Origin of the sequence: Streptomyces flavochromogenes (assembly GCF_000717595.1) — a bacterium.
Classification (GTDB): domain Bacteria; phylum Actinomycetota; class Actinomycetes; order Streptomycetales; family Streptomycetaceae; genus Streptomyces; species Streptomyces flavochromogenes.
The window spans coordinates 403,700-415,243 of record NZ_JNZO01000006.1 but is presented as its reverse complement, the minus strand read 5'-3'; the positions used below and the strand labels follow the sequence as shown (position 1 = coordinate 415,243).

Genomic DNA, 11,544 nt, shown 5'->3' with positions numbered 1-11,544 from the left:
CGCGGCGCCTCCGCATGTGCGGAGGAGACCGAGGGCGGTCAGTCTTGAGACATGAGCACGATCCTGGTGACCGGTGGCACGGGAACCCTCGGCCGGCCCGTCTGTGAGCGGCTGCGCGCGGACGGCCACGACGTACGGGTCCTCAGCAGGCACTCACCGCCCTACGCGGTCGACCTCCGGCAGGGCGGGCCGCTGCTCGACCGCGCCGTCGACGGGGTCGACGCGGTCGTTCACTGCAGCAACATCCTGCGCGGCGACAAGGACGCCGCCCGCGTCCTGATCGAGGCGGCCCGGCGGGCCGGAGTGCCCCATCTGCTCTACATCTCGATCATCGGGGTCGACCGGGTGCCGCTCGGCTACTACCGCACCAAGTACGCGGTCGAGCGCATGATCCAGGGCTCGGGCATCGGCTGGACGCTGCTGCGCACCACGCAGTTCCACGACCTGGTCCTCCAGCTGCTGCAGGGCCTGGCCAAGCCGCCCGTGATGCTGCTGCCCAAGGAGGTACGGGACCAGCCCCTGGAGGTGACGGAGGCGGCCACGCGCCTCGCCGAGCTGGCCGCGGGCCCGCCGTCGGGCCGGGTGGAGGACCTGGGCGGCCCCGAGATCCGGACCTTCGTCGAGCTGGCCCGCTCCTATCTGCGGGCGAGCGGCCGGCGGCGCCGTCTCGTCGAGGTGCCGCTGCCGGGCAGGGTCTACCGGGGGCTGCGGCGCGGCGAGCACCTGGCACCGGACCGCGCGGTGGGGCGGATGACGTTCGACGAATTCCTGACGCGGCGGTTCGGCAGGGCGGGCGGCACGGCGAGGGGAGCCTGAAGCCCTGTTCCGCACGAAGCCCCGCTCCGGAGTACCGCCGTTCCTGGGTCACACCGTTCCGGAGTCACACCGTTCCGAGGTCCGGGCCGTTCCGGAGTCCCGCCGTTCCACGGTCCGGGCCGTTCCGGAGTCCCGCCGTTCACGGTCCGGGCCGTTCCGGAGTCCACCGTTCCGGAGTGCCGCCGTTCTAGAGTCCCGCCGCCCGCGCCCCGAAGAGCGCGTCCTGCGCCGTGTCCCGGGCCAGGAGCAGGGCGCCGCGCAGCACCGCCGCGCCCCCCAGGGCCGTCGCGCGGACCTCCGTACGGAGTGGGGAGAGGGCGGCGAGTTCGGCCTCCACGCGCGCGGCGAGCGGGGCGCCGCCCTGGTGTCCGGTCTCCCCGGCGAGGACCACGCAGCCGGGGTCGAGGACCGACACGACGGCGGCCGCACCGATCGCGAGGCGGCGGGCCAGGGCGTCGAGGAAGGCGGCGTGTCCCGAGCCGAGCGCCGCTCCCGTGGCCGGGCCCACCCCTGCCAGCGCCTCCGCCGCCGTGAGGCCGTGGGTGGCGGCGAGGGACTCGACGGCCGCCGCGCAGGCCAGCTCGTGGAAGCCGCCGTCGCAGCCGGTGGCCGAGGGGAGCCCCGAGGTACCGGGCACGGGCAGGAAACCGATCTCGCCCGCGCCGCCCGAGGCCCCGCGGCGCAGTCGCCCGCCGAGGACGACGGCCGCGCCGACGCCCTGGCCGAGCCAGAGCAGGACGAAGTCCTCGCGGTCGCGGGCCGCTCCCCCGCGCAGTTCGGCGACGGCGGCGAGGTTGGTCTCGTTCTCGACGAGGACGTGGGCGGGCAGCCGTTCCTGGAGGACGCCGACGAGCCGCCGGTGCCAGGCGGGCAGTCCCGAGGAGTCGCGGAGTTCGCCGGAGGCCGGGTCGATGAGGCCGGGGGCGCCGACGGCCACGCTGTGCAGCCGGTCGGCGCCCGCCTCCTTCACGGTCCGTTCCAGGAGCGCGACCGCGTTCTCGACGGCGGGGCCGGTGTCGCTGTCGTCGCCGACGGGCACGGAGGCCTCGGCGAGGGTGGTGCCGAGCAGGTCGGCGACGGTGACGGAGACCGAGCGGGTCCGTACGTCGAGGGCGGCGAGGTGCGCGCGGTCGGCGACGAGCCCGTACAGCTTGGCGTTGGGTCCCCGGCGTTCGGCTCCGGACTCCCCGACGACATGGACGAGCCCGGAGCCCTGGAGCCGCTCGACGAGGTCGGCGACGGTGGGCCGGGAGAGTCCGGTGAGGGTCTTGAGCTGAGTGGCCGTCAACGGGCCTTCGTCCTGGAGCAGTCGCAGGGCGAACCGGTCGTTGATGGCTCGTGCGGTGCTCGGGGATGCGGCCATGCGGCGATCCTCTCAGACGCGCTCGGGTGCGGATGCCGCACGGCGGTCTATTTATCAGGCAGGGTTCCTGATAGTTTACGGCCGCACCACCCGACAACGCCACATCACCACCCAGGGAGGGCCCATGGCGGCGGAGACCGTCACCAGCACCGAACGCCTGCGGCGGGCGCGCTTCGCCGTCGCCGCCGTCTTCTGCGTCCACGGCTCCGTCACCGGCAGTTTCGCCACGCGCATCCCCTGGATCCAGGAGCACGCGGGCGTGAGCGCGGGGCAGCTGGGGCTCGCGCTCGCCTTTCCGGCCCTCGGCGCCTCCGTCGCGATGCCGCTGGCCGGAGCCGTGTCCCACCGGTTCGGCGCCCGCACGGCGCTGCGCGGCCTGCTGACCCTCTGGACGCTCGCCCTGACGCTGCCCGCGCTCGCCCCGAACATCTGGGGCCTGTGCGCCGCGTTGTTCGTGTACGGCGCGACCGCCGGCATGTCCGACGTGGCGATGAACGCGCTCGGGGTGGAGACCGAGAACCGGCTCGGCAAGTCCATCATGTCGAGCCTGCACGGCATGTGGAGCGCGGGCGCCCTCATCGGCTCCGCCGCCGGTACGGTCGCCGCCCACCTCGGCGGCGACGCCCGGCTCCACCACCTGATCGCGGCCCTGGTCCTCACCGCTCTCGGCCTGCTCTTCTGCCAGGGCGTCCTGGACATGAGGAGCACGCCGGACGAGGAGCCGCCACCGCGCTTCTCGCTGCCGCCGAAGTCCGCGCTGATCATCGGCGCGATCGGCTTCTGCGCGGTGTTCGCGGAGGGCGCCAGCCTCGACTGGTCGGCCGTCTACCTCCGGGACGAGCTGGGGAGCTCCGCCGGGCTCGCGGCCGCCTCCACGACCGCCTTCGCACTGACGATGACCGTCGCGCGCCTGGCCGGCGACCGGGTCGTGGACCGGTTCGGGGCGGTCCGTACGGTACGGGTCGGCGGCGCCGTCGCCACCCTCGGCGGGGTCCTGGTCGTCGTCGCCCCGCACGCCGCGGTCGCCATGGCCGGATTCGGTCTCATCGGGCTCGGGGTCGCGGTCGTCGTCCCGCTCGCCTTCGCCGCGGCCGGGCGCAGCGGCCCGAACCCGAGCCAGGCCATCGCGGGCGTCGCCACCATCACGTACACCTCGGGGCTCATCGCCCCCTCGGCGATCGGCGGCATCGCCGACGCGACCTCTCTGGTCTTCTCGTTCGGCCTGGTCACCCTGCTCGCCCTGGGGCTCGTCGTGGGCGCGGGGGTCCTCAGGACCGGCGGGCGGGAGACCGCACCGGCGAAGCCCGCTCCGGAGAAGGCCCCGGGGCCCGTCGGGTAGCGGTCCCGGGCCGGGGCGGGCGGCTGGACCGGGCCCCGGCAACCGTCCCCGACCTCCGGCGGCGCATACCATGTGGCTGATCTTTTACGGTCACGACACGACCGCCTGAACCGGAGAACGGGAGCCACCTCATGAACCTCGGCGTGCGCTGGACCTTGCACGGCGACGGGAAGACACCCGCTCCCGGAGCCGTCGTCCGCCCGGACGAACGGCTCTCCTGGCCCCGTACCGCCGGTCTCGGCGCCCAGCACGTGGTCGCCATGTTCGGGGCGTCGTTCGTCGCCCCCGTGCTCATGGGCCTCGACCCGAACCTCGCGATCATGATGTCCGGTGTCGCGACCGCGATCTTCCTGCTCGCGACCCGCGGCACGGTTCCCTCCTACCTGGGCTGCTCGCTCTCGTTCGTCGGTGTCGCCGCCGCGATCCGGGCCTCCGGCGGCACCAGCGCCACCGTGACCGGCGCGGTGCTCGTCGTCGGAGCGGTGCTCTTCCTCGCCGGTCTCGCGGTCAGGAGGTTCGGCGCGCGGATCATCCACGCGGCGATGCCGCCGATCGTGACCGGCGCCGTCGTCATGCTGATCGGCTTCAACCTGGCCCCGGTCACCGCGGCGACGTACTGGCCGCAGGACCAGTGGACGGCCCTCCTCACGATGCTGTTCACCGGCCTCGCCGTCGTCTGTCTGCGCGGCTTCTGGTCCCGGATCGCGATCTTCCTCGGCCTGATCTTCGGCTACGGCATCTCGTGGATCTTCGACCTGGTCTTCGGCAGGATCAACTCGATGTCCGCGAGCGGCCAGGTCACCGACCACTGGCGGCTCGACCTCTCCGGCGTCTCCCAGGCCGACTGGATCGGCCTGCCCTCGTTCCACGGCCCGAGCTTCGAGTGGTCCGCGATCCTGGTCGCGCTGCCCGTCGTCATCGCCCTGATCGCCGAGAACGCCGGACACGTCAAGGCGGTCGGCGAGATGACCGGCAGGCCGCTGGACGACCAGCTCGGTACCGCGATCGCCGCCGACGGCGCCGCCTCGATGCTGTCGACGGCCGTGGGCGGCCCGCCGAACACCACGTACTCCGAGAACATCGGTGTCATGGCCGCCACCCGGGTCTACTCGACGGCCGCCTACTGGGCCGCCGCCGGCTTCGCCCTGCTCTTCGGCCTCTGCCCGAAGTTCGGCGCGGTCGTCGCCGCCATCCCCGGTGGTGTCCTCGGCGGCATCACCGTGATCCTGTACGGCATGATCGGCCTGCTCGGCGCCCAGATCTGGATCAACGCCAAGGTCGACCTGCGCAACCCGCTGAACCTGGTCCCGGCCGCCGCGGGCATCATCATCGGCGTCGGCGGGGTGAAGCTGACCTTCACGGACACCTTCGAGCTGGGCGGCATCGCGCTCGGCACGATCGTCGTCATCACCGGCTACCACGTGCTGCGGGCCTTCGCCCCGGCCCACCTCAAGCAGCAGGAGCCGCTGCTCGACTCCGGCACCAGCTCGTACGAGGGCACGTCGGGCGAGAGCACGTCCGGCGACGAGCCGCTGTCGAAGAACTGAGTGATTCGCCCGTTCTGGGTAAGCCGGGCCGGAGGAGTTCCCTCCCGGGCCCGGCGACTGGGAGCCTGCCCGCATGGCGCAGACCCAGCAGATCGGGCAGAGCGAACAGACACAGCGGGTCGGGCGGCAGCCCGGCCCGTTCCTCGCGGTCGACCCCGTGGTGGACCGGATGCGGGCGTTCCGGTCGGCCTGGCATCCGGCCGACGGGGTCGCCGTCTTCAACCGGGTCTATCTGACCGTCACCGAGGAGATCGGCCATGCGATCGAGGCGGGCGGCTTCGCCGACCGGCGTGCCGCCGCCACCCTCGACGTGCGGTTCGCCGAGCGGTACCTGACCGCGGTCGACGCGGCCGCGACCGGCCGCCCCTCCCCCGCCTGCTGGCGGCCGCTGTTCCGCTACCGCCGCCATCCCGGCGTCCGGCCGCTGCAGTTCGCGCTGGCCGGGATCAACGCCCACATCGGCCACGACCTGGCCCTCGCGGTGGTCGACACCTGCCGGGTCCTGGAGTGCGCGCCGGCCGACCTGGAGGACGAGTTCGACCGGGTCGGCGACGTCCTGGTCCTCCTGGAGGAGCGCATCCGGGAGGAACTGATGCCGGGCCCGGACCTCCTGGAGATCGCGGACCCGCTGACACATCTGCTCGGCTGCTGGAGCCTCGACCGGGCCCGCGACGGGGCCTGGCTGGCGGCGCGCTCGCTGTGGCAGCTGCGCGGCCTGCCCGAGCTGGCCGAGGAGTTCACGGAACGCCTCGACCGCTCGGTGGGCCTGGTGGGACGGATGCTCCTCACGCCCCTGACCAGGCCCTGACCCGCGGGGGGGATCAGTCCTCCGGCAGCTCGACCGGCGCGATCTCGTCGTACACGTCGCCCGGACCCGGGTTGGTGGCGTCGGTACCGCCGCCGAAGTGGTGCATCACGCCCCACACCGCGTTGAGGGCCGTCTGGACCGCGCCCTCGGCCCAGCCGGCCGTCCAGGAGATGTCGTCGCCCGCGAGGAAGATGCCCCGCTTGTCCTCGGGCAGCCGGTCCTGCATGAAGTGGGTGAACAGGCGCCGCTGGTAGCGGTAGTGACCGGGCAGGTTCGCCTTGAACGCGCCCATGAAGTAGGGCTCGTTCTCCCAGGAGACCGTCACCGGGTTGCCGATGATGTGCTTCCGGATGTCGACCTTGGGGTAGATCTCGCCGAGCGACTTCAGCATGACCTCCATCCGCTCGTTCGCGGACAGCGGCAGCCACTTCAGGCTGTCGTCGCACCAGGTGTACGACAGGCAGATGGTGGCCGGCTTGTCCGGGCCGTCGTCCAGGAGGTACGTGCCACGGGTCATCCGGTCGGTCAGCGTCATCGACATGACGTCACGGCCGGTCTCCTCGTCCTTGTCCAGCCAGAACGGCCGGTCCACGGGCACGAAGAGCTTGGACGACTCCATGTAGTGGGTGCGCTCGATCGCCGTCCAGTGGTCGATCGGGAAGAGCGAGTCGTCACAGGCGATCTTGGAGAGCAGCATCCAGGACTGGGCGGTGAAGATCGCCGCCTGGAAGGTACGGATGTCGCCGGAGGCGTCGGTGACGGTGATCCGGTTGCCGGCGGTCCGGTTCAGCCGGGTCACGGCGGGCTTCGGGGTGCCCTCGTGCAGGGAGCTGAGCGAGGTGCCCTGCGCCCAGTGGACGATCTTCTCCGGCTCGCGCTCCCACAGGCGCAGCGGCAGCTGCTGCGAGCCGCCGACGATGCCGCGGTGGTGGTCGTCGGCCTCGGTGTAGACGACGCGGAGGATCTCCAGGATGGAGTTGGGGAAGTCGGTGTCCCAGCCGCCGGTGCCGAAGCCGACCTGGCCGAAGATCTCGCGGTGCCGGAAGGACTTGAAGGACTCCGACTCGCAGAGGAAGCCGTAGAAGGTCTGGTTGTCGAGCTTCTCGACGAGCTTCGACCAGATCTCACGGATGCGCGGGACATCGCGCTCGCGCATGGCCTGGTTCATGTCGGAGAAGTCGGCGCCCTCGTCGAGGCAGGCGTTCCACGCGTTCATCACGTCGCGGTAGACCTGCGGGAGGTCGTCGACGGTGGTGGCGTAGTGCGACTCGCCCTTGAGGTCGACGACGGTCGAGGGGGTCGTCTCGGCCAGCGGGTTCGGGAAGGGCGTGGTCTCCAGGCCGACCAGGTCGATGTAGTGCTGGAGCGCGGTCGAGGAGGGCGGGAAGCGCATGGCGCCCATCTCGGCGGTGAGGCCCTCGGTCGCGGTGCCCTCGAAGCCGACGGTACGCAGCCGGCCACCGATCTCGTCGGCCTCGTAGACGACGGGCTTGAGGCCCATCTTCATCAGCTCGTACGCGGCGATGATGCCGGAGAGTCCGCCGCCGATGACGGCGACCTCGGTGCCGTGCTCGGTCGCCGGTATCTGGCCGAGACCGGCCGGGTGGGCCAGGAAGTCGTCGTAGGCGTACGGGAAGTCCGGACCGAACATGGTGATCGGCGGCTGGCCGTCGCTGTGGGGGACGGCGGTCGTGGGCACCGTGGACGTCATGGGGTACGGACTCCTTGCACGGAAAGGGGGTGAGTCTTGGCGACTGCGCGAGGTGGGGGCGGGGCGGCTCAGACGAGAGAGCCGTAAAGGCCCGGGCGCCGGTCGCGGAGATAGGGGTTCTCGCCGCGGGAGGCCGCGAGGAAGGCCGGGTCGACGTCGCCGAGGACGAGGTCCTCGCCGCGCCCGGCGCGGGCCCGGGCGGTGCCGTCGGGGCCCGCCAGGGTGGAGAGGCCGACGAACTCGAACGCGCCCTCCGGGCCGGTCCGGTTGGCGTAGGCGATGTAGAGCTGGTTCTCGAAGGCGCGGACCGGCACCACGGACAGGGGCACGACCTCGGCGGGGTGCATGAGCGCGGTCGGCACGAGGAGGAGGTCCGTACCGGCCAGCGCGTGCGCCCGCACGTTCTCGGGGAACTCGACGTCGTAGCAGATCATCATGCCGACGGTCAGGCCGTCGAGCTCCGCCTGGACGACGGCCCGGTCACCGGGGGTGAACCACTTCAGCTCGAAGTCGCCGAAGAGGTGGGTCTTCCGGTACTGCGCGAGCGGGACGCCGTCGGCGCCGATGAGCTGCGCGGAGTTGTACAGGACCCCGTGCTGCTCGGTGTCCCGCTCCGGGTAGCCGTAGCCGACGGCCAGGCCGTGGCGCACGGCGATCGCCGCGACGGCGCGGGCGGAGGGGCCGTCGACAGGCTCGGCCAGTCGGGCGATGTCGGCGCCGATGGCGTACCCGGTGAGGAAGAGCTCGGGGACGAGCAGCAGTCCCGCTCCGGCGGCGGCGGCGCGTCCGGCGGCCTCGTCGAGGATCTTGAGGTTGGCGGCCACGTCACCGAGTTCGCCGGAGCTCTGGAGCAGGGCGGTGCGCAGCGCGGGCATGCGTGATCCTCGGAGGTCGGAGTACAGGGGGAAGACGTCAAAAACGGTACGGTTTCGCGCTTGCTCGGGACAAGACGGCAGCGTTGCGGACCGACCGTCGAACCGTTGCGCGATCGACCGGTGGGGCGGCGATTCGTTGCGTACGGCTCCGCCCGGGGTCGCGGTCCGCCTCCGCCGCGCGGCGGAGGCGGAACCGTCCTGCGGCTCGACGCCGTGCGCCGGGCGCCGCGGAAGAGTGGTGGTCGTCCGGAGGGAACCCCCGGACGACCTGCCGAAAGGACCGAGTAGCCATGAACCGCCGTACGAAGATCGTCGCCGTCTCCGCCGCCGTCCTGCTCACCCTGGGGGCCGGGGGCATGGCCGCCGCTTCGGCGGAGGACAGCCACCGCTCCGCCGCGGCTCCGGCCGCCGTATCGGAGGCCGCCGCGCTGACCGGCTCGGCCAAGCTGTACCGCCCGGCCGGGGACGACATCACGTTCTCCTTCGACGCGCATCTGGCGGAGAAGGACCGGCAGGATCCGATGAAGGCCACCGGCACCTTCCGCTTCAGCCACTACAAGGGCGACTGGGGCGGGTACGCCAAGGTGAAGGTCGACTGCCTCACCACGGGCGGCAAGGTGGCCGTCGTGTCCGGTGTCGTCGTCGAGACGGACGTGAAGGAGTTCCGGAAGGCGCGGGTGGGCGTCACGGTGCACGACGCCCCCGGCGGCGACCGGCTCGGCTACACCTGGATGACCGCCGACCCGCAGAAGGACAAGGTGCCGCCGTGCATCAGCGGCGCGCCGTTCGAGAAGGTCGAGAAGGGCACGGGCGACTTCGAGGTCGTGCCCTGGGAGTTCGTCTACCCGACCGAGTAGACCGCCCCACGGGGGTGGGCGGGCGGAGGGCGGTGCGGGAACCACGGCCCGCACCGCCCCGCCGGCCGGCGTCCCCGCGGGGCTACGCGGGCGAACCCGAGGAGAAGCGTCGCAGCAGCGGCGACAGCACCAGGACGGACTTGGTGCGCTCCACGAAGGGCTCGCCCGCGATCCGCTCCAGGACCCGCTCGAAGTGGCGCATGTCCGAGGCGAAGACCTGGACGACGGCGTCCGCGTCGCCGGTGACGGTCGACGCGGACACCACCTCGGGGTACCGCTCCAGACCTCGCCGGATGTCGTCCGGCGAGGTGTTGTGGCGACAGTAGATCTCGACGAAGCCCTCGGTCTCCCAGCCGAGCGCCGCCGGGTCCACCCGTACGGTGAATCCGGTGATGGCGCCCTCGGCCCTGAGCCGGTCCACGCGCCGCTTCACGGCGGGGGCGGAGAGTCCGACGAGCGAGCCGATGTCGGCGTAGCTGCGGCGGGCGTCTTCCGCGAGGGCGTGGACGATGCGTTCGTCGAGGTCGTTGAGTCGCACTACGGGTGGATCACTTCTCTGCTGAGGTCTCTGCCACGGTCGGCGCGGAGGCCAGTCGGGAGCGGCGCATGCCGTACAGGAAGTAGAACACGAGGCCCGCGGCCATCCAGCAACCGAAGACCACCCAGGTGACCGAGTCCAGGCTGAACATGTTGTACACGCAGAACAGGAAGCCCAGGACGGGGAAGGTCCAGCCGAGCGGCACGCGGAAGGTGCGGTCCATGGTCGGACGGGTGCGGCGAAGCACGATCACCGCGATGTTGACCAGGGCGAAGGCGAACAGGGTGCCGATGCTGGTCGCGTCGACGAGCTTGCCCAGCGGGATGACGGAGGCGAGCGCGCCGCAGAACAGCGACACGAGGACGGTGTTCACCCGCGGGGTGCCGGTCTTGGCGTTGACCTTGCCGAAGACCTTGGGAACGAGGCCGTCGCGGGACATCGCGAAGAGCACACGGGTCTGGCCGTAGAGCACGGTGAGCACGACGCTGGCGATCGAGATGACGGCGCCGGCGGCGAGCAGGGTGCCCCAGAACTTCTGGCCGCTGACGTCGTTCATGATCGCGGCGAGCGTGGCCTCGGAACCGTCGAAGTCCTTCCAGTTCCACGCGCCGACGGCGACGGCCGCGACCAGGACGTAGAGGACCGTGACGATGAGCAGCGAGAGCATGATCGCGCGGGGCAGGTCACGCTTCGGGTCCTTCGCCTCCTCACCGGCGGTGGAGGCGGCGTCGAAGCCGATGTACGAGAAGAAGAGGCTCGCGCCGGCGGCGCTGACGCCGGCCATGCCGAGCGGCATGAAGTCGGCGTAGTTGCCGGACTTGAAGCCCATGAAGCCGATGGCGCAGAAGAGCACGAGCGCGGCGATCTTCACGAAGACCATGATCGTGTTGACCACGGCGGACTCACGGGCGCCGCCGAGCAGGAACACCATGGCGAGCAGCACCACGATGAGGCCGGGCAGATTGATCACGCCGCCCTCACCCGGGGCCGAGGAGAGCACGTCGGGGATGGTGACGCCGATCGTGCCGTCGAGCAGCTCGTTGAGGTACTCGCCCCAGCCGACGGCCACGGCGGCGACCGAGACGCCGTACTCCAGGACCAGGCACCAGCCGCAGACCCAGGCGACGAGTTCACCCATCGTTGCGTAAGCGTACGAGTAGGAGGAACCCGCGACCGGTATGGAGCCGGCCAGCTCGGCGTACGAGAGGGCGGAGAACAGAGCCGTGAGGCCGGCGATGACGAAGGCGATGGTGACCGCGGGGCCGGCCTTCGGAACGGCGTCGCCGAGCACGACGAAGATGCCGGTGCCGAGCGTGGCACCGATGCTGATCATGGTCAGCTGCCACATGGAGAGCGAGCGGCGGAGATTGCCACCCTCGCCCTGCCCACCCTCTGCGACCAGCTGTTCCACCGGCTTGCGCCGGGTCAGTGCGCCGAGAGCGGAGGTCTTGCGGGTGGCCGATTCCTCGACCGGTGGGGCTGCGCCATGGTCCAGCACTGCGGAGGCTCCTTATCGCTGCCTGTCGTCGTGACGTGGGACCGCGGCGGTACGCGGGCATGACGAAAGAAGCCCACGGGGGAGGGGAACCGCCGAGCAGGCGGTCCCCGCCACTCCTGGTACGAGGCATGAGCCTAAGGGGCGGAGGTTCGCACTCGTAATGCAGGGTTGTTGCGCACTGCCGAATGATCA

10 protein-coding genes are annotated in these 11,544 nt (G+C 71.6%); 5 read left to right on the top strand and 5 right to left on the bottom strand.

The window, feature by feature from the left end; translation table 11 throughout:
* Positions 1–51 precede the first annotated feature (51 nt).
* Positions 52–816, top strand: a complete 765-nt coding sequence (locus IF00_RS0109645; protein ID WP_030316358.1) for an SDR family oxidoreductase — start codon at positions 52–54, stop codon at positions 814–816.
* Between the two features lie 187 nt (positions 817–1,003).
* On the opposite strand, the gene IF00_RS0109640 is transcribed toward IF00_RS0109645, so the two are convergent.
* A complete protein-coding gene (locus tag IF00_RS0109640; RefSeq protein WP_030316356.1) occupies positions 1,004–2,179 on the bottom strand; it encodes an ROK family transcriptional regulator in 1,176 nt (391 codons plus the stop codon).
* A 124-nt stretch (positions 2,180–2,303) separates the two neighbouring features.
* Between IF00_RS0109640 and IF00_RS0109635 the strand changes: the two genes are divergently transcribed.
* From IF00_RS0109635 to IF00_RS0109625, 3 genes are all read left to right on the top strand, one after another.
* Complete coding sequence (locus IF00_RS0109635; protein WP_030316354.1) at positions 2,304–3,518, top strand: MFS transporter; 1,215 nt, start codon at positions 2,304–2,306, stop codon at positions 3,516–3,518.
* Positions 3,519–3,649: 131 nt separating this feature from the next.
* Positions 3,650–5,065: a uracil-xanthine permease family protein gene (locus tag IF00_RS0109630; RefSeq protein WP_030316352.1), complete on the top strand. Its 1,416-nt coding sequence runs from the start codon at positions 3,650–3,652 to the stop codon at positions 5,063–5,065.
* 73 nt (positions 5,066–5,138) lie between these two features.
* A complete protein-coding gene (locus tag IF00_RS0109625; RefSeq protein WP_280922607.1) occupies positions 5,139–5,873 on the top strand; it encodes a DUF5995 family protein in 735 nt (244 codons plus the stop codon).
* Between the two features lie 13 nt (positions 5,874–5,886).
* On the opposite strand, the gene IF00_RS0109620 is transcribed toward IF00_RS0109625, so the two are convergent.
* Positions 5,887–7,584, bottom strand: coding sequence for a flavin monoamine oxidase family protein (locus IF00_RS0109620; protein ID WP_030316345.1), 1,698 nt, complete (start codon positions 7,582–7,584; stop codon positions 5,887–5,889).
* 68 nt (positions 7,585–7,652) lie between these two features.
* Entirely contained in the window at positions 7,653–8,459 is an 807-nt protein-coding gene (locus IF00_RS0109615) for a carbon-nitrogen hydrolase family protein (RefSeq protein WP_030316344.1), read from the bottom strand.
* A 290-nt stretch (positions 8,460–8,749) separates the two neighbouring features.
* On the opposite strand from IF00_RS0109615, the gene IF00_RS0109610 reads away from it, so the two are divergent.
* Positions 8,750–9,316 (top strand): hypothetical protein, encoded by a 567-nt coding sequence (locus IF00_RS0109610; RefSeq protein ID WP_030316343.1) that lies wholly within the window; start codon positions 8,750–8,752, stop codon positions 9,314–9,316.
* Between the two features lie 82 nt (positions 9,317–9,398).
* Here IF00_RS0109610 and IF00_RS0109605 read toward each other — a convergent pair whose 3' ends face one another.
* Positions 9,399–9,854 carry an Lrp/AsnC family transcriptional regulator gene (locus IF00_RS0109605; RefSeq protein ID WP_015032260.1) on the bottom strand — a complete coding sequence of 152 codons (456 nt, stop codon included), beginning with the start codon at positions 9,852–9,854 and terminating at the stop codon, positions 9,399–9,401.
* A gap of 10 nt (positions 9,855–9,864) precedes the next feature.
* Positions 9,865–11,352: an amino acid permease gene (locus tag IF00_RS0109600; RefSeq protein WP_030316342.1), complete on the bottom strand. Its 1,488-nt coding sequence runs from the start codon at positions 11,350–11,352 to the stop codon at positions 9,865–9,867.
* Between the last annotated feature and the right edge of the window lie 192 nt (positions 11,353–11,544).

Excerpts from the sequence above, each read along its gene's own strand:
- IF00_RS0109645 (WP_030316358.1), top strand. The coding sequence starts at position 52 with ATGAGCACGATCCTGGTGACCGGTGGCACGGGAACCCTCGGCCGGCCC.
- IF00_RS0109640 (WP_030316356.1), bottom strand. The coding sequence starts at position 2,179 with ATGGCCGCATCCCCGAGCACCGCACGAGCCATCAACGACCGGTTCGCC.
- IF00_RS0109635 (WP_030316354.1), top strand. The coding sequence starts at position 2,304 with ATGGCGGCGGAGACCGTCACCAGCACCGAACGCCTGCGGCGGGCGCGC.
- IF00_RS0109630 (WP_030316352.1), top strand. The coding sequence starts at position 3,650 with ATGAACCTCGGCGTGCGCTGGACCTTGCACGGCGACGGGAAGACACCC.
- IF00_RS0109625 (WP_280922607.1), top strand. The coding sequence starts at position 5,139 with ATGGCGCAGACCCAGCAGATCGGGCAGAGCGAACAGACACAGCGGGTC.
- IF00_RS0109620 (WP_030316345.1), bottom strand. The coding sequence starts at position 7,584 with ATGACGTCCACGGTGCCCACGACCGCCGTCCCCCACAGCGACGGCCAG.
- IF00_RS0109615 (WP_030316344.1), bottom strand. The coding sequence starts at position 8,459 with ATGCCCGCGCTGCGCACCGCCCTGCTCCAGAGCTCCGGCGAACTCGGT.
- IF00_RS0109610 (WP_030316343.1), top strand. The coding sequence starts at position 8,750 with ATGAACCGCCGTACGAAGATCGTCGCCGTCTCCGCCGCCGTCCTGCTC.